Below are 22415 nucleotides of genomic sequence, written 5' to 3'. Positions count from 1 at the left end.
TTGTCCCTCCTCCTCCCTTCAAGTCCTACCATACAAGCGAGCCTGCTCGCGAAGAGGTCGGTGGATTCACAGCAAATCAGGAATACTGAACCTCGATTTCATCCAGCTGATGATCAAAGCTCTTCAGCCGCGCGGTCCAGGTATACACCAGCACTTCGAAGTCGCGATCGATCACCGCTCCGCCGGTGGTATCCGCTCGCACATCGCAGAAATCCAGCTGATAGCGTTCACGGGCCATGGCCGTGGCGACGTCGGACAGCTCGCGGGCGTTGTTCAGCCAGTGCCAGCCGTCATCGGCGATCTGCTTGTCGAGTTCCAGGCATTGCTTCTTCAGGGCTTCGAGGCTTTTTTCCAGCGGCGTGCCGGTGAGCTCGCCCATGACTTCGGCGAAGGTTCGCCCGGGCTGCCAATAGCTGCCCCAGAAGTAGCGGTCGAACACCGTTTCGACCCGGCGCAGGGCGACTTTGGTGTCCCAGATCAGCACGAGCATCCTGCCCCGTTCGAGCTGGCGCTTCTTGACCCGTTGCAGCTGAATCGAGGTCCACGCGACGACGACGATCGCCATCACTGCGATCAGCGCAACGGCGCTGTCGAGGAAGATCATCGCCGTATCGATCTGGTGGGCCAGCATGATCCCGTAGAAATACGTGGCCGAGAGCAGCACCAGTGCCACCAGAGCGCACCAGAAGCCGAGAGCGTAAGGGTTTTTCATTATTGGTTTCCCCTGGGCCAGCACGAGCAATGTGCATTGCAGGAGCGCTTGGCATGGGGCGCCCCTCCAACACTTCAAAGCATAGCAACGGCCTCAGGGTTTGCTGGCGCTCGAGGTGTTCGTTCGTCCGCTTTCCCAGCCACCGCCCAGGGCGAGGAACAAATCGATCTGGCTCATCGCGACCTGAGTGTTGGCGCCGGCCAGTTGCGCGGTGACATCGGTGTAGGTGCGGGTCGCTTGCAGGTCGGCAAGGAACGACTCGCGGCCGGCCTGGAAGAAACGGTGCGTCTGCTCGGCGGCGAGCTTCGCCGACTGCTCGGCTTCGGCCAGCGCATCGCGGCGTTGCAGCAACGCGCTGTACTGGGCCAGACCGGTCTGCGTCTCGCGGATGGCGTTGAGCACCACGCCGTCGAAATGCGCCAGCGCGCCTTGAGTGTTGGCCTCGGCTTCACGAATGCGCGCACGGGCGCCGTTGGTCGGTACTTTCCAGCTCAACGACGGGCCGAAGCCCCAGCGGTTGGTCGACGGGTCGCCGAGGTCATCAATGATGCCGACGGTGCCGATGGTCGCGCCGATGCTGATGTCCGGGTACAGCTCGCCGGTGGCAATGCCGATGCCGGCGGTTGCCGCCGCGAGGCGACGTTCAGCCTGACGAATGTCGGGACGGCGCTTGAGCAGCGCAGCGCCGTCACCGACCGGCACCAGTTGCGCGATCTTCGGCAACTCGGCGCAACTGGCGGTACCTGCCGGCAACTGTTCGACCGGTTTGGCCAGCAGCATCGACAGACGGAACAGCCCGGCCTGACGCGCTGCTTCATAGCGCGGCAAGTCGGCGCGCAGGGATTTGAATTGGGTCTGCGAACGGGTGACCTGGGTCTCGTCGCCCCGCCCGGCATCGCGCAGGCGCTGGATCAGCGTGGTGCTCTGCGATTGCAGGTCGAGAGAATGCTCGGCGATTTCCCGCTCTTCGTTGGCTGCGCAGACCTGGGTGTAAGCACGAACCACGTCCGCCACCAAAGTGATGCGCGCCGTGTCGGCGGCGGCCTGAGTCGCATCGGCATTGGCTTTGGCCGCTTCGATGCCGCGTTGCAAGGTGCCCCACAGGTCAAACTGGTACGAAGCGCTGATGCCGATATCGGCAATGTTGGCCACCGGGACTTTCTCCGGCAGCAGGAACGCCTGACCGGATTCCTGCAAACGTTGCGCGCCCATTTTCACCCCGCCGCTCCAGCCACCAGCGGCCTCGGCTTCATCCACCTGAGCACGTGCCCGCGACAGGTTCGCCGCCGCTACACGCAAATCGGTGTTGGAAGCCATGGCCTGCTGCACCAGTTGATCGAGGCGCGGGTCTTTATACAGCCGCCACCAGTCCGCCGGCACCGGCGCCGAGACCACCGGTTTGCCGGCGACTGCCAGCTCACCCTGAATATCCTTGCGCTGCACCGCCGCGTCGGCGGGCACCTGATAATCCGGGCCGACCATCTGACAGGCCGAGAGCATCACGCCCAACCCGGCGATCAACCAGGCCCTGCTCATGGCTGCGACTCCTCATGTTGGTCGTCGATGATCGACACGGTGGCGGTACGCCCGGCAATCATGCGGAAGTCGGCCGGCACCTCATCAAAAGCGATGCGCACCGGAATCCGCTGCGCCAGGCGCACCCAACTGAACGCCGGGTTGACGTTGGGCAGCAGGTTGCTGCCGCTGGTGCGGTCGCGGTCTTCGATGCCGGCGACGATACTTTCGACATGCCCGCGCAACCTGGCGCGGTCGCCGATCACGCGGATATCCACCGATTGCCCGACGTGGATGCCGTCGAGTTTGGTTTCTTCAAAATAGCCATCGATGTGGAAGGAGTTGCTGTCGACCACCGACAACACCGGGCGCCCGGCGGTGACGAATTCCTGCGGACGCGGCGCGCGGTCGTTGACGTAACCGTCGACCGGGCTGCGGATCACCGAACGATCAAGGTTGAGCTGCGCACTGTCGACCGCCACCAAGGCTTCGGCCAATGCCGATTGTGCACGGGCGACGCGCGACTGGCTTTCTTCCAGCTGTTCGGCCGGCACCAGATTGCCGAGACCGCGGTTACGCTTGGCTTCACGCTGGGCCTGGGCAAGGGTTTCTTCGCGATCGGCAACGGCGGCCTTGGCCTGGCGCAGGGCCAGTTTGAAGCGATCCTGGTCGATGCTGAACAGCACCTGACCACGCTTGATCAACTGGTTGTCCTTTACCTCGACCTGATGGATCAGCCCGGAAACGTCCGGGGCGATCTGGATGATGTCGGCGCGAATGTGGCCGTCGCGGGTCCACGGCGCGAACATGTAATACATCACCATGCGCCAGACGAGGACAACGGCAAAAGTCACGATCAGCAGGGTCAGGACCACGCGACCGATGGTCAGAAACGGTTTTTTCATGTCATCAGGTATCGACTGAGTGAGTCCACGCCGTACAGCAGCACGGCATAGAGCGCCACGTTGAACAATGCCCGGTGCCAGACCAGACGGTAAAAGTGCAGGCGTTGCAGCACGCCATGCACCAACAAAAACAGCACGTAAGTGATGCCCATCAGCACCAGCAGGGTCGGCAGGAAGATGCCGCTGATATCCAGATCACCGATCATAGGGGCGCTCCATCGGGCAGCGGTTCTTCGGGCTCGGCGCTGGAGACGAACTCGACGCCGGGCAGCAAGGCCAGACGCAGACCGCTCAAGGCGTGCAACAGGTGTCGACGGGTTTCATCGTCGCCTTGGCCGTTCAGCGCACGGCGGGTGCGATCGAGGGTCATCAGCAGACCGCTCGGTGCCGGCAGGCGTTCGTCGGCTTTGAGGCACGCGCGGAAATACTCGCCGACCTCGCCCACCACTTGTCGCAACAGGGCGTTTGGCACGCCGGTGACGCGCGGGGTGTAGGCAAGCAGATCGAGCATGTTCAGACCGACACGCACTTCACGCATGGCAATACCGGTGTCCTGACCGGTCAGGGCCAGACGCGGCAGGTGCTGCATCAGCCGATCGAGCAGCTGTACGCCCAAATGCCGATGCTCGGCGAGGCTGGCTGGCTCGGTCATGCTGACAATGTCTTTCCAGCTGAATCGGGTCAGGCGCTTGGCCGCCAGTTCGGCACCGAACGGCCGCGCCACCAGCGTCCAGATAAAAGCGAACAACAGCCCCAGCGGCCCGGCGAGGTTGGAGTTGGCAAAGGCGAAAAAGTCAGCGTCGTAAGCACCCTGAATACTGATGAACGACGAGGTATTGACCAGCGTCAGCAGCATGCCGAGGTAGAATCGCGGCTGCACGGTCAGCGTGCCGACGCAAATGAACGGCACGGCAAACGCCAGCACCAGCATCGGGAAATCATGCAGGTTGGGCAGAATCAGAAACAGATAAAGACTGGCGAACAGCACCGACATCCCGGTCCAGAAAAAGAACCGGTAAATCTGCGGCGCCGGGTCGTCCATCGAGGCAAAGAAGCTGCACGCCACCGCTGCCAGGATCACCGCGCTGCCCCCGTCCGGCCAGCCGAGCAGGATCCACAGCACCGAAGCAACGATGATCGCCAGAATGGTCGAGGCCACCGAATACAACATCAGCCCGCGATCGATGAACGGCGTCAACCGGCCCAGGCGCCAGTGCCGGTACACCGCGCGCCAGCTGTCCTGGCGCTCGCAAAGAATCGCATCCTGCAGGCTGCGGCAGTCCTGCCACAGATCGATGAATTCACCGAGGCGGTAAATCGCATTGGAGAACAGCAACTGTTTGCGCTCCTCCAGCGCTTCGGCGCTCGGTTGCAGCGCGTCGAGTTGATCTCTGAGTGCTTGCCAGCGCTCGAGATTGGCGTCTGCGTGGTCCAGCCATTCCCGGGTCGCAGTCAGCAATGGCTGGAATTTTTCCACCAGTTCCGGGGTGCGGCGTTCGAGGGCGTACAGCGAATCCTCTAGGGCATCGATCACTGGCAACAGGTGAATCATCCGGCCGCGCAGTTCCTTGGTGTTACGCACGGTTTGTGGCCGCGCGCCTTCGTGGGGCAACTGGCCGATCATCAACTCGAGGCTGTTGAAATTGGCGACCATGGCCATGCGCAGCGCGGTGACTTCTTCCGGCTGCACATCGCGGCTGAGAAACTTCAGGCTGTAGCTCGTCGCATCGGCGAACCACTTGCTTACTGCATCGTTGAACACCGGCGCCAGCCGTCGCGGCCAGAACATCGCACCGACCACCGCAGCGACGGCGATGCCAAGGAAAATCTCTTCGGTACGCGCCTCGGCCACGTCCCACACCGCCAGCGGATTATCGACCACCGGCAGGGCAATCAGCGGCAAGGTGTAGCCGGCCAGCATCAGCGCATAGCTGTTGGCCGTGCGCAGATGCAGGGACATGAACAGCAGAATGCCGGTCCACAACGCGATCACCACCACCAGCACATAGGGGCTCTGCACGAACATCGGCACGAACAGCACCGCCGCCGCTGCGCCGAGAAATGTACCGGCCGCGCGGTACAGCGCTTTGGAGCTGGTCGGGCCGAGAAACGGGCTGGAGACGATGTACACCGTGGCCATCGCCCAATACGGACGCGGCATTTGCATGAGCAAGGCGATGTACAGCGCAATCATCGACGCTGCAAAAGTACGGACCCCGTAAAACCAGTCACGGGCCGGCGGCATGCCAGTGAAAAAACCGTTCAAGAATTGACCACCACAGGCGAACTCGCCGCCTCAAAAGCCCTCAGTACCCGAAGCGTAGCTTCCAGATCGCTGCGTTCGATGCCTTCCAGCACTTCGTGGCGCAAGCGCACCAGCTCGGCCTCCACCGCTTGCACCAGCTCGCGACCGGTATCGGTCAGGCTCAGGCACTTGGCCCGGCGATCCTGCGCATCTTCGGTGCGACAGACGTAACCGGCATGGCACAGCTGATCGAGCAAGCGCACCAGCGAAGGACTCTCCATCCCCGCAGCCTGGGCGACTTGCACCTGACGCACGCCCTCGCCCAAACGCCCGATCATCAACAAGGGCACGGCGCAGGCTTCGGAAATTCCATAGTTGACCAGCGTGGTCTGGCAGATCTTCCGCCAATGCCGCGCGGCCACCACCATGGCGCTGCTGATGTTCATCTGGAGACTGTCGAGGGAATCGGACACGGGATAACGGACACTGTTAGTTTGCTAACTATCAATATCGCATTGGAGGGGAATTTCAGTCAAGTTTTGAAACAAATCTCCCCACGCTTGGCCGAGGCGTACCACGAGTTGGATTTGTAATTTTTCGAAGGAAAAATCTAATGCGACGGACAAAACGAAATTTTTTTTACAGAAGGAGGTTTTTTTTACATCTGAGCCTTTTCGCGCAATTTTTTTACATGCTGCGCCTCATGCCAGACGATACATCAACTGATCCCACACTTTGGTGGCCCAGTCCGGTCACTCAAGAATCTCATCGACAAACATCGGCCACTTGAATAAAGCGGGGGCTCGTTCAACGGTTCCTGGCAGTATCGTAAACACTGCTGCGTTCGCGCTTGCCAACCGCTAGCACGGAAACCACGACTCGTTCGTCGATGACTTGGTAAACCAATCGATACCCCGAGGCTTTGAGTTTGATTTTGTAGCAGTCAGGCATGCTGTGGAGGGCGTCAGCCGGGATTCTCGGAAGCTTCAGCCTCTCACCCAGCTTCTTTTTGAACTGCTCCCGCAGCGTATGACCCAGCTTGTTCCACTCTTTGTGCGCAGACGGCAGAAACTCAAGCTTATAAGTCATCCAGGCTTACCGAAATGGGCGTTTCGTGGAGGCGCGAACGAACAATGTCAGCCAGCTCAAGATCATCAAGCCGCTCCATCATTGCTTCATAAACTTCGGCCGGCACCATATAACCCATGACGCGATTGTGGTTGAGGACAGCGACGGCCCCCCCATGTGCACCGTTCAACACGGCAGTAGGATTTTTCTTCAGTTCAGAGACACTGACAGCCATATCGGCGAGAACGCTTTGCATAATAAGAACCTCAAATTAGGACGTGATTTTGGTCTATTTATGCCATGTGGACAACTGTGGCGTTCAACGAGGATACAACTTCGCGATGATCACCCCACCCGCCCCTTACGCAACATCACATTCAACTGATCCACCACTTCCGCCCAATCCGCATCATCCAGAATCTCCTCGCGCAGAAACTGCGCCTGACCTGCCGTCCAGAAAAACGCGTCAGCCAGATGCAAATCCGGTTTGAGCGGCGAATGGCTGGCGATGAATTGGTCGATGCCGGTCGGGTCGTCATCGAGGCCGAGTTGTTTGAACAGGGCCGGTAGGCTGTGCTGCGGATTTTCCATGATGCAACTCCTCTGCAATTCAGGTCCGGCGTTGCGCCGTTTGCTGCAATGGAGTTGATCATAGCTGTCGCTGCAGGTTCAGGGTCTGGCGACGTCAGGTGAGCCTGCGGCCAGTTGCGCTGCCGGATAGACCGATTGCCATCCGCCGCCCAACGCCTTGTACAAACCGACCATCGCCAGGGAAACGCCGGTCGAGCTTTCCACCCATTGCTCCTGCGTGGCGAGCAAGGCGCTCTGCACGGTGAGGACGTTGACGAAATCGACCACGCCTTCGACGTATTGCTGTTGCGCGGTGCGCAGGGCGATCTGGTTCTGGCGCACGGCTTCGGCGAGGCTGTCGCGCCGGCGCTGGCTGGCGTTGTAGGCGGTCAGTTGGTCGTCGATTTCATGCCAGCCGCGCAGCACGGTTTGCTGGTAGGCGATGGCCGCTTCTTGTTGCTGGGCTTCGCGCAGTTGCAGCATGCCGCGAAGGCGACCGCCGTCGAACAACGGCAAGCTGAATTGCGGGCCGATGGCAAAGGCACGCGAGCCCCATGAACCGAAATCGCTCAGCTGCATGGCCTGTGAACCGAGGTTGCCGGACAGGGTGATGCGCGGATAGAAATCGCCCTTGGCCACGCCGATGTTGGCGGTGGCGGCGTGCAGACGCGCTTCGGCCTGGCGGATATCGGGGCGGCGTTCGGCCAATTGCGACGGCAGGCCGATGGCGACTTGCAGTGGTGACTGCGGTACTGCCGCGTCTGTGGATAACGTTTGAGCGAGAGCTTGCGGTGGCTCGCCCATCAACAGACTGATCGCGTTGATCAGTTGCGCCTGACGCTGCTCGAGCGCCGGCAGCCGTGCCTCGATGGCGGCGACTTGCGCGGCGGCTTCGGCGACGTCGAGATCGGTGGCCACGCCATCGGCCAGCCGTAGCTGCGAGAGTTTCAGGCTGTGGCGGGCGACGTCGAGGTTCTGCGCGGTGACGGCGCGGGTGTTCTGCACGCCGCGCAGCTGAATGTAGTTTTGCGCGGTGTCGGCGAGCACGGTCAGCAGTACGTCACGACGGTCGTTTTCTGCCACTTCGAGATTGGCATCAGCGGCTTCGGTTTCACGGCGCACGCGGCCCCAGAAGTCCAGTTCCCATGACGCCGAGAAGCCGGCATCCCACAGGTTGAAGGCCTCGTCGCCGTTATTTCCCGATGGATCGTTCAAGCCTTTGCCACTGTTGCGTTTGCGCCCGTAGCTGCCGCTGGCGGTGCTGTGCGGATAACGCTCGGCGGTGATCACCTGGCGCGCGGCGCGGCTTTGTTGCAGGCGGCTGCTGGCCAGTTGCAGGTCGAGGTTGTTGTTCAGCGCGCGCTGGGTGAGTGCGGAAAGTTGCGGGTCGTGGAAGGTTTCCCACCAGCGTTCGTTCAGGGGCTCGCTGACGGCCTGGCTCGGGGCGGATTGGCTCGGTTTGGCCCAGTCGGCAGGCTGCTTGGTTTCGGGTTTCTGGAAGTCTGGGCCGACAGTGCAGGCGGTGAGACTCATTGTGAGCAAGGCACTGAAGGTTAGCTGCTGCCACTGGCTTTTTCGCGAGCAGGCTCGCTCCCACATTCTGCAATGCGTTGTCCCTGTGGGAGCGAGCCTGCTCGCGAAGGCGACAGCCGATTCAACACCGATCATCGCTGCGTCACCTCGCGCCCGGACGCCTTTGAACTGGCGGTATCAATACTCGCCTCGACGGACATCCCCACCCGCAACCGCTCGGCCAGTGGCTGGCCCGGTTCCAGCAAGATCTTCACCGGAATCCGCTGCACAACCTTGGTGAAATTACCGGTGGCGTTATCCGGTTTCACCGCCGCAAAGGTCACGCCCGTTGCCGGCGCAATGCTCTCGACGCGGCCAGTCAGGGCTTCACCGCCCAAGCTGTCGACCCGCACTTGCACACCCTGCCCGGGCTGCACGTCGGTCAACTGGGTTTCCTGAAAATTGGCCACCACATAGGCCTGCTGCAACGGCACCACCGCCAACAGTTTGCTGCCCGGCGTGACGTAGGCGCCGACGCGCACCGCACGCTCGCCGATCATGCCGTCCTGCGGCGCGGTGATGCGTGTGTAAGAGAGGTTGAAACTGGCAATCTCCAGCGCCGCCTGCGCATGTTTCAGATTGCCGTCGGCGGCGTTGCGCTGGGCCGTGAGAATCTCGACCTGCTTGCGTTCGGCCGCCAGCTTCGCGGTCGCGGTGTCGAGGCGCGCCGAGGCCTGATCGATCCGCGTGCGCGCCTGCTGCGCGTTCTGCACGGTGCCGGCGCCGACACCGGCGAGATGGTTGTAGCGGTTCAGTTCCTGCTGCGCAAAAGCCATTTCCGCTTTGGCCGAGACCACTGTGGCCTGCGCCTGAGCAATCAGCGACGCCTGCCGCTCCAGGGTCGCGCTGGCGTTCTGCAACTGCGCACGCGCGACCAGGGTTTGCGCATCCGCCGCTTCCGCCGCTGCGCGCAGATCACGGTCATCGATCAGCGCCAACAATTGCCCAGCCTTGACCTGCTGATTGTCTTCGACCAGCACCTGCTTGATGAACCCGGCCACGCGCGGCACCACCAGCGTGTAGTCGGCGGAGACGAAGGCGTCGTTGGTGGTTTGCTCGGTGCGTTGGCCGAACAGCCCGGGCATCGCCAGGTACACCAGCACGCCCACCGCCAGCGCGGCAGCCACGGCCACCGCGAGTTTTTGCTTGGATTGAGTCATAAAAAACCTTCAGTTTCAGTACAGCGATCAGGTCGGCGCGCGCGGCGGATAAATCCGCGTCGGCAGCCAGAAAATCAGCAGGATCAACGCCACGGCGACGCCAGCCATGCACAGGTACAAATCGGACGAAGTCAGCACCACCGCCTGCTCGTGCACGCGGTGAGCGAGGCCCGGATCGCTGTGATCGGCCAGCGGCGAATTGCCCAGGCTGTCGACCAACATGGTCGAATGGAAATGCAGGCGCGCGGTGGTCAGCGCTTCGATCACGCCGGTGGCGACCACTGCGGCGAGACCTTTGACGGTGTTGAACCACGCCGACGCGAACGGCCCTTCCATCGGCGTGATACTGCCGGTCGACAACATCAGCAGCGGCAACACCGCCATCGGCTGGCCGAAAATCTGCAGCCATTGCAGGACGTAAAAGTCATCGCGAATCCACGCCGAAGTCAGGTGTGAACCGCCGAGGCAGGACAGCGCGAGCATGCTCAGACCCATGCCGAGCACCCAGCGACAATCGACCCAGCGCAAGTTGCATAGCGCCGCCACCAATGGCAGCGCAATCAGCTGCGGCAGCGCGGCAATGAGCATGATCGGCGCGGTTTGCGCTGGACGATAACCCTGCACCTGCGCCAGATAACTCGACGGAATCAACACCACCGCCAGCAGCACGATCAACACCCCGGCGAGGGTGATCAGGGCGAACAGCAGGTTGCGGATGCCGAGCATCTGCAGCTTGAAAAACGGAATCGGCTGCGACCATTCATTGATCATAAAAGCCACCAGCAGCAGCGAACCGGCACCGAGTAATCCACAGATCAGATTCGACTCGAACCAGTCCAGTCGATTGCCCTGCAACAAACCGATCACCAGCATGCAGATCGCCGGAAAGCCCAACAGCAGGCCCTTCCAGTTGAACGCCCTGAGACGTTCCAGCCGCAGCGGATCCTGGGGCAATCCGTAAGCCACTGCGGCCATGGCGATCAGGCACGGCACGATGATCTGCCAGAAGGTCCATTGCCAGCCGACGTATTCGGTCCACAGCCCGGCCAGCGGCGTGCCGAGTCCCGGGCCGAAAGTCGCGGTCAGGGCGTAGCCGGCCAGTCCGTACAGTTTGATGTTCGCTGGGAGAAAGCGCAGTGCGACGGTCATCAGCATCGGCGGCAATGCACCACCGGCGAGGCCCTGGAGGATGCGCATCAGCAGCAGACTTTCGTAGTTCGGGGCGAACGGGCACAGCACGCCGAGCAAGGTAAACAGGCCGATCGCGCAGAGGGTGAAGCGGCGCAGCGAGAAGGTCACCGAGCACCACGGCGCGAAGGCCATGGCCGCGACCGACGTCGCCGTGTAGCTGGCGACCAGCCAGGTGCCTTCGTCGTAGCCGATGTGCAGCGCGCCGCGAATATCGGCGAGTGCGACTTTGGTGACCATCTCGTTGAGGCCCGAGACCAGCACGGCCAACAGCACGCCGACCAGACCAATGATGATCCGCGCCCCGAACACCGGTGGCGCAGCCGCCGTCGCCGGGCTGGTCGCGACGAGAGGCGCCGTGACCGTCAGGGATGTCATGAATGAAAACTCCGGGGGTGAAATACCGGAGCATTTTAGTGGGGCTTGATGCTGACGAAAATTGACTTATGGGCAGGTTATAAGTGCATTGCGTGCAGTATTTAAATCCCCCTGTGGGAGCGAGCTTGCTCGCGAATGCGTCAGGTCAGCTGTATTAACGGCGCCTGACAAACTGCTTTCGCGAGCAAGCTCGCTCCCACAGGGTTTGGTGTTGGCGCAGAGATCAGGGCTGTGCCGCCAGCCACGTTTCATCGCAGCAGGTCTTGAGGGTTTCACGCAGCCAGCGGTGGGCCGGGTCCTTGTCGAAGCGCGGGTGCCAGGCCTGGGTCAGCATCAGCATAGGCAGTGGAATCGGCAGATCGAATGAACGCAGTTTCAGCCCCAGCCGCCGCACGCTGAGCAGGGCTTCTTTGGGCACCGGCAAGATCAGGTCGGAGTCGGGCAAGGCAAACATCGCCGCGTGGAAACTCGGCGCGATCACCGCCACTCGACGCTCCAGCCCCAACGCATTCAACGCCGTGTCGATCGGGCCGCGAGCGATGCCACGCCGCGACATGCTGATATGGGAAAAACCGGCGTAGCGCTCGGCCGTGATTTCGCCATCGAGCAATGGATGATTCTCGCGCACCAGGCCAACGAAGTGGGTGGAGAACAGGTTCTGCACTTTCACTTCCGGGGTGAGCGGACGGGTGTTGCTGACGCTCAGATCGATGCGTCCTTCGCGCAGCGCCTCATCGTCGCCATCGCCTTCCGGGACGAAGCGCAATTCGCAATACGGGGCGAGTTGGTCGAGGGTGTCGAACAGCTTGCCGCCGTAAACGCCGACGAAGAAATCATTGGCGCGAATGCTGAAGCGCCGGCGCAAGGTGCCCAGCTCGACGCTGTCGGCGGAGCGGAACAGCAGCGCCGCCTGCTCGACCACGTCGCGCACCTGTTCGCGCAGTTCGAGGGCTTTGGGGGTCGGCACCAGGCCACGCCCGGCGCGCACCAGAATCGGATCGCCGATGGCTTCGCGAATCCGCGTCAGCGTGCGGCTCATGGCCGCCGGGCTGAGGTTCATCCGCCGCGCCGCGCCGACCACACTGCCCTCGTCGAGCAAGGCATCGAGGGCGACCAGAAGGTTCATGTCCGGGAGTTGCATGCTGAGCACTCTTGGCTGATCTGGATTGATCCGGGCGCAATGCTAGCAAACATCCCTAAAGAGTGACGATGCCAGCGCTGGCCTCTTCGCGAGCAGGCTCGCTCCCACCTTGGAATGCGTTCTCATGTGGGAGCGAGCCTGCTCGCGAAGAGGCCGGCCCAGCCAACGAAGACCTCAGCGCTGCATACCCCAGCGCTTGACGGTCACGCGCTCGAGGGTGGCAAACACCAGATTTTCCACCAGCAGACCAATCAGGATCACCACCGCCAACCCGGCAAACACCTTGTCGGTGTACAGCTCATTGCGATTCTGGAAGATGTACCAGCCCAGCCCGCCCTTGCCGCTGGTCGCGCCAAACACCAGTTCGGCCGCGATCAACGTACGCCAGGCAAACGCCCAGCCAATCTTCAAACCGGCGAGAATCGACGGCAGTGCCGCCGGGATCAGGATGAACAACACAAGGCGCAAACCCTTGAGGCCATAGTTGCGCCCGGCCATGCGCAGCGTCTCGGACACACCGAGAAATCCGGCATAGGTGTTCAGCGCCAACGCCCACAACACTGAATGCACCAGCACGAAAATCAGACTGTTCTGCCCCAATCCGAACCAGAGCAGCGCCAGCGGCAGAAGGGCAATCGCCGGCAACGGATTGAACATCGAAGTCATGGTGCTGAGCAGATCACGTCCCAACTGGGTCGAGACCGCCAATGTCGTCAGAGCGAACGCGAGGACGATGCCGATCAGGTAGCCCTTGATCAGCACCACCAGGGATATCCACACCTTGGCCAGCAACTCGCCACTGAGCAGCCCGTCGAACAGGGCCTGCGCAGTTTGCAGAAAACTCGGCAGCATCAGGTCATTGTTCTGAATCCGCGCGACCACCTCCCAGATGATCGCCAGCACGATCAGGATCAGGCTTTTGCGCAGCCAGCCCTGTTGCCACAGGCGCGTGCCAAGCGGCAATTCGCGCTCGACCGGAACTGCGGTCAGCGGCTCGAGCACGGTTTCGAATTCTTCACGCACGGATGATGAATGGCTCATCGGGTAGTCCTCCTGGCCGCTCAATAGGCGATGCGAATGTCGTTGAAGTCGTGATCACGCTCGGTCTCCAGCGCCTGGCCCTCATCGAACAGCAGACGATGAATGCGCCGCGCCGATTCCTGAAACGCCACGCCGCCGAGGCTGTGCAGGTCGTATTGATGGCTGTGCAGTTCGGCGCGCACCCGGCCCGGATGTGGCGACAACAAGAGGATGCGATTGCCGACCACCAAGGCTTCTTCGATCGAATGGGTGACGAACAGCAGGGTGAAGCGCACCTCTTCCCAGAGCAGCAGCAATTCCTCCTGCATCTTGCGGCGAGTCAACGCGTCGAGTGCAGCGAAGGGTTCGTCCATCAAAAGAATTTTAGGTTGCATGGCCAACGCCCGGGCGATCGCCACCCGTGCTTTCATGCCGCCGGACAAGGTGTGTGGATAGGCGTCGGCGAATGCTGCGAGGCCGACCTTTTCCAGATAATGCAACGCACGCTCTTGGGCGTCTTTCTTGCTCAAGGTGCGCGAGGCCAGCAGCGGGAACATCACGTTTTGCTTAACGGTTTTCCACGGCGGCAACTGGTCGAATTCCTGAAACACCACAATGCGGTCCGGCCCCGGCGCATCGACGCGCTGGCCTTGCAGGCGGATCTCTCCTTCGCAGGGCTGGATGAATCCGGCGACCGCTTTGAGCAAGGTCGATTTCCCGCAACCGGACGGGCCGAGCAGGACGAACCGATCAGCCGGGTCGACGGCGAAACTGACTTGATGGGTGGCGCGCACCACGCGTTGCGGCGTGCGGTATTCGAGGCTGACGTGATCGACGGCCAGCAACGCTTCGCTGCGGGCGATCGGGTTGCTGGCCGCGTGGCCTGGCAAAGGGGCGTTCATGGTCGATCTCCGGCAAATCAGAAAGGCGCGTCGCCCTGAATGGTCGTGCGATACAGCTTGCGGCGCAGATGCGCAGGGCAGCCGGCGGCGAGGTGGATCAGCGAACGGTTGTCCCAGAACACCAGATCATGCGGTTCCCACTGATGGCGGTAGATGTTTTGCGGCAGCACGCTGTGGGCGAAGAGTTCGCCGAGCAACTGACGACTTTCGTCTTCCGGCAAGCCGACGATGCGCGTGGTGAAGCCTTCGCTGACGAACAAGGCTTTGCGGCCGTTTTCCGGATGCGTGCGCACCACCGGATGCACCACTTCGGCGACCTGAGCCAGTTGCTCCGGGGTCAGGGTCGGGCGCCAGTTACCTTCGAACTTGGTTTCGCTGTAGCGCGCGGTATAGGAATGCGCAGCGGAACGTCCTTCGACCGCAGTGCGCAAGGCAGCGGGCAAGTCGTCCCAGGCTTTGTGCATGTCGGCGAACAGCGTGTCGCCGCCCTCGGCGGGCAGCTCTTGAGCGTGCAGCATCGAGCCGAGACTCGGCAGCTCTTTATAGGAGAGATCGGAATGCCAGAACTTGCCGGCGTCTCCGAGACCGATGTTCTGGCCGTTCTCGATAATGTTGGACACGATGAGGATTTCCGGGTGATTGGCCAGCAGGAACTGCTTGAGCACATGGATCTGCAACACGCCGAAGCGACGGCTGAAATCGATTTGCTGTTGCGGGGTGATCTGCTGATCGCGAAAGACCACGACGTGGTGATCCAGGTGCGCGCGGTGAATGCGCGCGAAGTCCTGATCATTGACCGGCCGGCGCAGGTCGAGGCCAACGATCTCGGCGCCGACGGCACCGCTGAAGGGGCGAATTTCGAAGATTTGCGGCGCGGCAGTTGCGGCGCTTTCGGTGGCAGTAGCGGCGGACATCAATCATCTCCCAAGCACGGCGCGCTCATGGCCGCGCTCGTCGATCAGACACTCACGCTGGATTGCGTGTCGGTTCAGGTCGTGCGGCGCGCCGATTGGTCGGCAGGTACGCAGGTGGGTGACTTTATAGCTATAAGAATTGGAAATTAAATACCGTTAATGAATAACGATATGGCGAATGGTGAGGGGGTGGGTGACCATTTGTGTCACTTACCGACGGATATGTAGCGCTTCGGAGGACGCCTTCGCGAGCAGGCTCGCTCCCACAGTTGGAATGCAATCTCCTGTGGGAGCGAGCCTGCTCGCGAATAGGCCGTCACCAGCGCCGAAGATCTAGCGCTCGTGCAACGCCTCAGCCCGCGCCCGAATGATCGGCTTGAGCAAATAGCTCAACACCGATTTCTTGCCAGTGATGATGTCCACCGACGCCACCATCCCCGGGATGATCAGCAGTGGCTTTTCATCCGTGCCCAAGTGGCTGCGCTCGGTGCGCACTTTGATCACGTAGTAGGTGGTTTTCTTGTCTTCGTCGGTGATGGTATCCGCACCGATCTGCTCCAGCTGTGCCTTCAGGCCGCCGTAAATCGTGTAGTCATAGGCGGTGAATTTGACGATCGCTTCCTGACCCGGATGCAGGAACGCGATGTCCTGCGGGCGGATCTTGGCTTCGACCAGCAGGGTGTCGTCCAGCGGCACGATTTCGACCATGTCGCTGCCCGGCTGGATCACACCGCCGATAGTGTTGACCAGCAACTTGTTGACGATGCCCCGCACGGGTGAGGTAACCAGCGTACGGCTGACGCGGTCTTCCAGCGCCTTGCCGGTGGCCTGGGCCTTGTTCAGGTCGGTGCGGGCTTCGTTGAGTTGGGTCAGCGCTTCGCTGCGGAATTTGCCGCGGGTTTCGTCGATCTTGCGCTGCACTTCCTTGATCGCCGATTCCGCGCGCGGGATGGCCAGCGTGGTCGCGTCGAGCTGGCCACGGGTTTCCACTTCGGCACGCTTGAGACGCAACACTTCCACCGGCGAGACCGCGCCCTGCGCCACCAGCGGCTCGGACATGTTGATTTCCTGACGCTGCAAACCGAGTTGCTGACGGTACTGCGCCTGCTTGGAGCTGAACTCACGCAGTTCCTGCTGACGCTGGATCAACTGCTCCTGCAAGCCGCCGATTTCATCGTGTAATTGCTGACGGCGGCTGATGTACAGCGACTCTTCGCTTTTCGCCTGACCCGGCACGGCTTTGAGTACGTCCTCGGGGAAATTCAGCGGACGATCATCGACTTCCGCGCTCAGACGCTCGACCCGCAGCAGCATCGACAGGCGATCGGCCTCGGTTTCGCCGACGTTGGAGGCAAAACGTGTGTCGTCGAGACGAATCAGCGGCGCGCCGGCCTCGACGATCTGGCCTTCCTTGACGAACAGCTCGGAGACGATACCGCCCTCCAGGTTCTGGATTTTCTGGATCTTCGACGACGGAATCGCCTTGCCGTCGCCCTTGGTCACCTCGTCGATCACGGCGAAGTTGGCCCAGAGCATGAGGAACACGAAAAAGCCGATGATCGCCCAGATGGTCAGGCGCACGACGCGCGGGGCGTCTTCGATCAGCGCCTTGTTGACCTCCGGCAGCGGCTGACCCTGCAGCGAGGCAGAGCCCTTGAAGTAGCGACGGATCGACTCCTTGACACCGGACTTAAGCAACACTGATCTGCCCCTTCTTCAACGCTTCCATCACGGCGGCTTTCGGGCCGTCGGCGAGAATCTGCCCGCGATCGATCACCAGCAGGCGATCGACCAGCGACAACAGCGATGCCCGGTGCGTGACCAGCACCACGGTCTTGTTTTCAATCACTGCTGCGAGGCGTTGCTTGAGGCGTTCTTCGCCGGTGTTGTCCATCGCACTGGTTGGCTCATCCATCAGCAGGATCGGCGGATTGAGCAACAGCGCCCGGGCCAGGGCGACGTTCTGCCGCTGGCCGCCGGAGAGGTTCTGCCCGCGCTCACCGACTTGCAGCTCGTAGCCTTGCGGGTGCAGACGGGCGAACTCGTGCACGCCGGCCAGTTCGGCGGCTTGCAGCACCAGCTCGTCTTCGACGTAACGCGCGCCGGACACCAGGTTGTCACGCAGGGTGCCGGACAGCAGCTGGATGTCCTGCGGCACGTAACCGATGTTGTAGCGCAGTTCGCTGACGTCGATCTGACGGATGTCCACGCCGTCGACCAGCAAGGCACCGTCGTCCGGTTGATACAGGCCCACCAGCAGTTTCGCCAGCGAGCTTTTGCCCGAGCCGCTGCGACCGATGATGCCGATCTTCTCGCCGGGACGGATGACCAGGTTGATGTTCTTCAGCGCCGGGTTCTGCTGGTCCGGATAGGTGAAGCTGAGCTGCCGGCATTCGATCGCACCCTGCAGAACCTTGCGGCTCAACGGGCGCTCCTCGAAGTTGCGCTCCTGCGGCAGCTCCATCATCTGGTCGACCGAGGTCATGGTCACCCGCGCCTGTTGATAGCGCGTGAGCAGGCCGGACAGCGACGCCAGCGGGCTGAGGGCGCGGCCACTGAGCATGTAGCAGGCAATCAGCCCGCCCATGCTCAGGTTGCCGGCGATGATCTGGTACACGCCGAAGACGATCATGATCACCCCGGCCAGTTGCTGGATCAGCAAGGTGATGTTCATTGCCAGACCGGAGAGCATTTTCACTCGCAGCTCGAGACGGCTGAGGGTGCCGATGGTCTGCTCCCACTGATACTGGCGCTCGCTTTCAGCGTTGTTGACCTTGACCGCGTCCAGCCCGGCGAGCGTTTCGATCAGGCTCGACTGGCGCTCGGCGCCCAGCGCCATGGTCCGTTCCATGGTCGCGATCAACGGCTTCTGCAAGGCGTAGCCGATCAGCAGGGCAATCGGGAACGCCAGCACCGGAATCCACACCAGATGCCCGCCGAGAATGGCGATGACGATGAAAATCAGGATGGTGAACGGCAGGTCGATCAGACTGGTCAGGGTCAGCGACGCGAGAAAGTCGCGCAGGCTCTGAAACTCATGGATGTTCTGGGCAAAACTGCCGACCCGCGCCGGGCGGTATTTCATCGCCATGCCGACAATGCGCTCGAACAGCGTGGCGGAGATGATCAGGTCGGTTTTCTTCCCGGCCAGATCCAGGCACAGGCTGCGCAGGCTCTTGAGGATCAAGTCGAAGATGTAAGCGCCGGTGATGCCCAGCGCCAGCACCCAAAGGGTTGCTTCGGCCTGGTTCGGTACCACGCGGTCGTAGACGTTCATCACGAACAGCGGCGCGGCCATGGCGATGATGTTGATCAGGAAACTGGCGGCGATCGCATCGGCGTACAGCCAGCGCGAACGCTTGAGGGTGTCGCGAAACCACGAGCGTGCACGCGGGATCAGCGTGCCGTGGCTGACGTCGAATTTGTGCTGCGGCTGGGCGAAGAACACTTTGCCGGTGTAATCGTCGGTCAGTAGTTCACGGCTGACCACCGACTCGCCGCCATCGCTTTCGCTGAGCAGCACTCGTGCTTCGTTGTCGCCCTGCCAGCCGAGCAGGACGGCACTGCGGCCATCCTTGAGCAGCAACAGCGCGGGCATGGCGATCGCCGGAATTTCTTCGAGCTTGCGCTGCAACACCCGCCCCTGCAGGCCGGCGCGAGCCGCTGCGCGCGGCAGCAACTCGACACTCAAACGTTGTTTGGGCAGCGGCAGGCCAGTGGTCAGCATCGCCGCGCTGGCAGGCTTCTGGTGCAGCATGCACAGGGCGAGCAGACCATCCAGCAACGGATCGTCATGCAACGCGCGTGGATCATGGCTGAGTTGAACTCGACTGACTTCTGATTCCACGCTCGACACTCTTTAACAGTTGAAAGGGATAACTCAGTTCATCCCAGGCAGCTGGACCTTGGGCTTCACGTCGTTCTGCACAACGGATGCCAACGGCGCGACCACTCCCTGGCTTTTGAGCAATTGGCCCATGGTCGCCTTGATTCGGTACTGAGTAAATAACTGAATGTTCTTGATTTCCGCCAGACGCCGCGAGGCGGTGAACAGTTCGTTTTCGCTGTCGAGCAAATCCAGCAGGGTGCGTTCGCCGAGGCTGAATTGACGCTGGTAGGCAGTACGCACCGAGGTGCTGCGATCGACGTACTGCTGAGCGATCGGCACCTGAGCGTTGGCGTTGTTCAGCGCGTTCCAGGCCAGGCCGAGCTCTTCGTTCAACTGACGCAGGGCGTTGTTGCGGATGTCCAGCGCCTGGTTGGCCAGGTACGACTTGGATTCCAGATCGGCCTTGTTGCTGCCACCGGAATACAGGTTGAAACGCATGCGCAGCATGGCCTGCCATTCGTTGTTGTGGCCGTTCTGGCCGTCGAGATCGTTGTCGGCGGTACGGCCCAGCTCAGCGTCGAAGCGCGGGTAGAAGGTCGATTTGGCGGTGGCGAACTGCTTCTCGGCAGCGGCAATATCCGACTCGGCGGAACGCAGGATCGGGCTGTTTTCCAGCATCTGCGCGCGGGCTTCATTGAGGTTGGCGGGCATCATCGCCATGAACGGCGCAGGGCGCTCGAGCTGGTCGGGCATCTGGCCGACGGCGCTGAGGAAGTTGGTTTCCGCATCGGCGAGGTTGGTCTGCTCGGTGATCAGATTGTTGCGGGCCTGGGCCATACGCGCTTCGGCCTGATCAAGGTCGGCACCGCTGCCGACGCCGCGCTGGGTGCGCAGCTGGATCTGATCGTAGATGCGCTGGTGGCTCTTGAGGTTTTCCTCGGCCAGACGGACGAATTCACGACGGGTCAGCACGTCCAGATAAACCTGGGCGACGGTCAGCGCAGTGCGTTCGGAAGTGCCCAGCAACGAGTAAGCACGGGAGCTGACGTTGGCTTGTTGACGCGCAACTTCGTTGGACGTCGCGAAACCGTCAAAAACCATTTGCGAGAGACGTAAACTTGACTCGCTGCGGTTCAACGTCTCCCAGTGATTGCTTCCACCGTTCGCTCGAGTGGTCACACTGTCGGTGCCTTCACGGCCATAACCGCCGAGCAGATCGACCTTGGGCAGGTATCCCCCTTTCGCAGCCTTTAACTGATAATCCGCCGCCAATCGACTATTGACCCCCGCCTGAATCTCCGGATGGACATCCAGCGCCTGTTGCATGGCTTCTGGTAAGGATTGTGCTTGTACGAATGAGGCGGCGAGAGCGAAGGGAGCGGCAAGGAGCAAAAGCGAACGCATGGTTGGAGTTTTCCCGGAACTTCTTGTCTTGAATCACAGCAGAAACGTGGTGCTGCGTCGGATGATGGCAACCCGAAAGACCGTATGTCGGAAAGTTCAAAAGAGGAACTGGATGACAGGCTGAAGGACAGGTCGCCGCGGAAATATCAATGTGACATTAGTGGGGCGATTGTTTAGGATGGCTCCCAGAAGGTCAATAGTTTGGCATAAAGTTAATCGCGATAATTTATAGCCAGATTATTGACGGAAATACAGCGTCAATAAGTTATCCATTTATAGAAAGTACGTCCAGACTGAAGTGGCGCCGACGCCCGTCAGGTCCATGGAAGTCAACTGAATGTGACACCCCGGAGAGTCTTCAATGAGCAGTGTTGTTGCCGTCGTCAAAAGCATTGTCGGTCAGGTTTTCGTGGTGTCCCCAGAGGGCGTGCGTCGCGTACTCGTTGAAGGCGATCGCCTGTATGTCGGCGACCAGATCGATACCGGCCTGTCCGGCGCGGTGTCGCTGGAACTGGCCGATGGCCGCATGCTCGATCTGGGCCGTGACACCCAGTGGAGCGCCAGCTCGCCTGACTCCAGCACTGACCTGGCCGAAGCCACCGCGCAGGCTGCGCCTTCTGTAGAAGAACTGCAGCAAGCCATCGCCGCCGGTGTCGACCCGACCACCGCACTCGAATCCACCGCGGCCGGCCCGACCGCCGCAGGTACCGTTGGCGCCGCCGGTGGTGGTCACAGCTTTGTCATGCTCGACGCCACCGCTGGCCGCGTCGATCCGACCATTGGCTTTCCGACGGCGGGCATCAATTCTGCCGGCCAAGTCGCGCAGGACACCACCGGCGGCCTGACCACCGACACCACCACCAACGCGCTGCGCGACTCGACCCTGAGCCTCAGCGCCACGCCGACCATCACCGAAGCCGGCGGCGTGCTGGTGTACACCGCGACCCTGACCCAGGCGCCGCTGACCGACCTGACCATCACCCTGTCCAATGGCGCAGTGATCGTCATCCCGGCCGGCGCCACCACTGGCACCGTCAACGTGCCGCTGGCGCCGAACGACACGGTCTACAACGACCCGACCCAGATCGACGTGACCGTCACCGGCACCAGCGGCGGCAATGGCATCACCGTGACCCCGCCAACTATCCCGGCGACCACGCAGGTCACCGACACCGTCGATACCACTACCGTCACGCTGACGGCTGGTTCGAGCGTGACCGAAGGCGGCCAGATTACCTATACGGCGACTTTGACCAACCCGGCGCAAACTCCGGTAACCGTCACTCTGTCGAACGGCTCGACCATTACCATTGGCGCTGGCCAGACTACCGGCACTGTTAACGTGCCGACGCCAGCCAATGACGTTTACAACAATGGCAGCACCGTTACGACAACGATCACCGGCGCTACCGGTGGCAATTTCGAAAATCTGGTGCCGAACCCGACGCCAGCTGTTACCACCATTACCGACTCGGTCGACAACACCGGCCTGACCCTGACTGCGACCAACAACATCGTTGAAGGCGGTCAGATCACTTACACCGCGACGCTGACTAATCCAGCGCAGACGCCGGTAACCGTCACTCTGTCCAACGGTTCGACCATCACCATTGCTACCGGCGAGACCGTCGGCACCCTCAACGTGCCGACTGCGGCCAATGACGTTTACAACAATGGCAGCACCGTCAGCACCACGATCACTGGCGCAACTGGCGGCAATTTCGAAAACCTGGTGCCGAACACCACGCCAGCAGTCACTACGATCACCGACTCGGTCGACAACACCGGCCTGACCCTGACTGCGACCAACAACATCGTTGAAGGCGGTCAGATCACTTACACCGCGACGCTGACTAATCCAGCGCAGACGCCGGTAACCGTCACTCTGTCCA

General features: G+C 61.5%; 20 protein-coding genes. 1 reads left to right on the top strand and 19 read right to left on the bottom strand.

The window, feature by feature from the left end; genetic code table 11:
• Positions 1-76: 76 nt before the first annotated feature.
• The 19 genes from D8U70_RS12365 to D8U70_RS12275 form a co-directional block, all read right to left on the bottom strand.
• Positions 77-712, bottom strand: coding sequence for an NADH:ubiquinone oxidoreductase subunit N (locus tag D8U70_RS12365; protein WP_071174014.1), 636 nt, complete (start codon positions 710-712; stop codon positions 77-79).
• A gap of 93 nt (positions 713-805) precedes the next feature.
• On the bottom strand, positions 806-2248 hold the full coding sequence (locus tag D8U70_RS12360; protein WP_056786958.1) for an efflux transporter outer membrane subunit: 1443 nt from the start codon (positions 2246-2248) through the stop codon (positions 806-808).
• Positions 2245-3132 carry an HlyD family secretion protein gene (locus tag D8U70_RS12355; RefSeq protein ID WP_130928984.1) on the bottom strand — a complete coding sequence of 296 codons (888 nt, stop codon included), beginning with the start codon at positions 3130-3132 and terminating at the stop codon, positions 2245-2247. The genes D8U70_RS12360 and D8U70_RS12355 overlap by 4 nt, the downstream gene beginning before the upstream one ends.
• Complete coding sequence (locus D8U70_RS12350; RefSeq protein WP_016772264.1) at positions 3129-3338, bottom strand: DUF1656 domain-containing protein; 210 nt, start codon at positions 3336-3338, stop codon at positions 3129-3131. The genes D8U70_RS12355 and D8U70_RS12350 overlap by 4 nt, the downstream gene beginning before the upstream one ends.
• Positions 3335-5398: an FUSC family protein gene (locus D8U70_RS12345; protein ID WP_130928983.1), complete on the bottom strand. Its 2064-nt coding sequence runs from the start codon at positions 5396-5398 to the stop codon at positions 3335-3337. Before D8U70_RS12345 ends, D8U70_RS12350 begins: the two co-directional genes overlap by 4 nt.
• A complete protein-coding gene (locus D8U70_RS12340; protein ID WP_016772266.1) occupies positions 5395-5823 on the bottom strand; it encodes a MarR family transcriptional regulator in 429 nt (142 codons plus the stop codon). The genes D8U70_RS12345 and D8U70_RS12340 overlap by 4 nt, the downstream gene beginning before the upstream one ends.
• A gap of 361 nt (positions 5824-6184) precedes the next feature.
• The gene (locus D8U70_RS12335; protein WP_122751862.1) at positions 6185-6466 is read right to left on the bottom strand and encodes a type II toxin-antitoxin system RelE/ParE family toxin; all 282 of its coding nucleotides are present in this window, start codon (positions 6464-6466) and stop codon (positions 6185-6187) included.
• Positions 6456-6701, bottom strand: a complete 246-nt coding sequence (locus tag D8U70_RS12330; RefSeq protein WP_041477418.1) for a type II toxin-antitoxin system Phd/YefM family antitoxin — start codon at positions 6699-6701, stop codon at positions 6456-6458. Before D8U70_RS12330 ends, D8U70_RS12335 begins: the two co-directional genes overlap by 11 nt.
• An 89-nt stretch (positions 6702-6790) precedes the next feature.
• The gene (locus tag D8U70_RS12325) at positions 6791-7036 is read right to left on the bottom strand and encodes a DUF2789 domain-containing protein (protein WP_122705336.1); all 246 of its coding nucleotides are present in this window, start codon (positions 7034-7036) and stop codon (positions 6791-6793) included.
• Positions 7037-7114: 78 nt separating this feature from the next.
• Positions 7115-8683 (bottom strand): efflux transporter outer membrane subunit, encoded by a 1569-nt coding sequence (locus D8U70_RS12320; RefSeq protein WP_177433968.1) that lies wholly within the window; start codon positions 8681-8683, stop codon positions 7115-7117.
• Positions 8680-9747 (bottom strand): HlyD family secretion protein, encoded by a 1068-nt coding sequence (locus tag D8U70_RS12315; RefSeq protein ID WP_130928981.1) that lies wholly within the window; start codon positions 9745-9747, stop codon positions 8680-8682. The genes D8U70_RS12320 and D8U70_RS12315 overlap by 4 nt, the downstream gene beginning before the upstream one ends.
• 27 nt (positions 9748-9774) lie before the next feature.
• The gene (locus D8U70_RS12310; RefSeq protein ID WP_130928980.1) at positions 9775-11313 is read right to left on the bottom strand and encodes an MFS transporter; all 1539 of its coding nucleotides are present in this window, start codon (positions 11311-11313) and stop codon (positions 9775-9777) included.
• Between the two features lie 223 nt (positions 11314-11536).
• Positions 11537-12454 (bottom strand): LysR family transcriptional regulator, encoded by a 918-nt coding sequence (locus D8U70_RS12305; protein ID WP_130928979.1) that lies wholly within the window; start codon positions 12452-12454, stop codon positions 11537-11539.
• Positions 12455-12628: 174 nt separating this feature from the next.
• Positions 12629-13495 carry an ABC transporter permease gene (locus D8U70_RS12300; protein WP_041477414.1) on the bottom strand — a complete coding sequence of 289 codons (867 nt, stop codon included), beginning with the start codon at positions 13493-13495 and terminating at the stop codon, positions 12629-12631.
• 20 nt (positions 13496-13515) lie between these two features.
• On the bottom strand, positions 13516-14376 hold the full coding sequence (locus tag D8U70_RS12295) for an ABC transporter ATP-binding protein (RefSeq protein WP_130928978.1): 861 nt from the start codon (positions 14374-14376) through the stop codon (positions 13516-13518).
• Positions 14377-14393: 17 nt separating this feature from the next.
• Positions 14394-15290: a TauD/TfdA family dioxygenase gene (locus D8U70_RS12290; RefSeq protein WP_130928977.1), complete on the bottom strand. Its 897-nt coding sequence runs from the start codon at positions 15288-15290 to the stop codon at positions 14394-14396.
• Positions 15291-15623: 333 nt separating this feature from the next.
• On the bottom strand, positions 15624-16991 hold the full coding sequence (locus D8U70_RS12285; protein WP_024011116.1) for an HlyD family type I secretion periplasmic adaptor subunit: 1368 nt from the start codon (positions 16989-16991) through the stop codon (positions 15624-15626).
• On the bottom strand, positions 16981-19137 hold the full coding sequence (locus D8U70_RS12280) for a type I secretion system permease/ATPase (RefSeq protein WP_130928976.1): 2157 nt from the start codon (positions 19135-19137) through the stop codon (positions 16981-16983). Before D8U70_RS12280 ends, D8U70_RS12285 begins: the two co-directional genes overlap by 11 nt.
• A 33-nt stretch (positions 19138-19170) precedes the next feature.
• Positions 19171-20523: a TolC family outer membrane protein gene (locus D8U70_RS12275; RefSeq protein WP_071174002.1), complete on the bottom strand. Its 1353-nt coding sequence runs from the start codon at positions 20521-20523 to the stop codon at positions 19171-19173.
• Positions 20524-20884: 361 nt separating this feature from the next.
• Between D8U70_RS12275 and D8U70_RS27990 the strand changes: the two genes are divergently transcribed.
• Positions 20885-22415, top strand: a 1531-nt coding sequence (locus D8U70_RS27990) for a retention module-containing protein (protein ID WP_241664655.1), incomplete at its 3' end; no start/stop codon positions are given.

Origin of the sequence: Pseudomonas sp. Sample_20, from assembly GCF_004307585.1 — a bacterium.
GTDB classification, from domain to species: domain Bacteria; phylum Pseudomonadota; class Gammaproteobacteria; order Pseudomonadales; family Pseudomonadaceae; genus Aquipseudomonas; species Aquipseudomonas atacamensis.
This window is presented reverse-complemented; position numbering and strand designations above follow the sequence as displayed.

Bases quoted from the DNA above. Each gene is read 5' to 3' on its own strand.
- D8U70_RS12335 (WP_122751862.1), bottom strand. From the start codon at position 6,466: ATGACTTATAAGCTTGAGTTTCTGCCGTCTGCGCACAAAGAGTGGAAC.
- D8U70_RS12360 (WP_056786958.1), bottom strand. From the start codon at position 2,248: ATGAGCAGGGCCTGGTTGATCGCCGGGTTGGGCGTGATGCTCTCGGCC.
- D8U70_RS12325 (WP_122705336.1), bottom strand. From the start codon at position 7,036: ATGGAAAATCCGCAGCACAGCCTACCGGCCCTGTTCAAACAACTCGGC.
- D8U70_RS12355 (WP_130928984.1), bottom strand. From the start codon at position 3,132: ATGAAAAAACCGTTTCTGACCATCGGTCGCGTGGTCCTGACCCTGCTG.
- D8U70_RS12275 (WP_071174002.1), bottom strand. From the start codon at position 20,523: ATGCGTTCGCTTTTGCTCCTTGCCGCTCCCTTCGCTCTCGCCGCCTCA.
- D8U70_RS12340 (WP_016772266.1), bottom strand. From the start codon at position 5,823: ATGAACATCAGCAGCGCCATGGTGGTGGCCGCGCGGCATTGGCGGAAG.
- D8U70_RS12350 (WP_016772264.1), bottom strand. From the start codon at position 3,338: ATGATCGGTGATCTGGATATCAGCGGCATCTTCCTGCCGACCCTGCTG.
- D8U70_RS12300 (WP_041477414.1), bottom strand. From the start codon at position 13,495: ATGAGCCATTCATCATCCGTGCGTGAAGAATTCGAAACCGTGCTCGAG.
- D8U70_RS12295 (WP_130928978.1), bottom strand. From the start codon at position 14,376: ATGAACGCCCCTTTGCCAGGCCACGCGGCCAGCAACCCGATCGCCCGC.
- D8U70_RS12290 (WP_130928977.1), bottom strand. From the start codon at position 15,290: ATGTCCGCCGCTACTGCCACCGAAAGCGCCGCAACTGCCGCGCCGCAA.
- D8U70_RS12330 (WP_041477418.1), bottom strand. From the start codon at position 6,701: ATGCAAAGCGTTCTCGCCGATATGGCTGTCAGTGTCTCTGAACTGAAG.
- D8U70_RS12310 (WP_130928980.1), bottom strand. From the start codon at position 11,313: ATGACATCCCTGACGGTCACGGCGCCTCTCGTCGCGACCAGCCCGGCG.
- D8U70_RS12305 (WP_130928979.1), bottom strand. From the start codon at position 12,454: ATGCAACTCCCGGACATGAACCTTCTGGTCGCCCTCGATGCCTTGCTC.
- D8U70_RS12365 (WP_071174014.1), bottom strand. From the start codon at position 712: ATGAAAAACCCTTACGCTCTCGGCTTCTGGTGCGCTCTGGTGGCACTG.
- D8U70_RS12320 (WP_177433968.1), bottom strand. From the start codon at position 8,683: ATGATCGGTGTTGAATCGGCTGTCGCCTTCGCGAGCAGGCTCGCTCCC.
- D8U70_RS12315 (WP_130928981.1), bottom strand. From the start codon at position 9,747: ATGACTCAATCCAAGCAAAAACTCGCGGTGGCCGTGGCTGCCGCGCTG.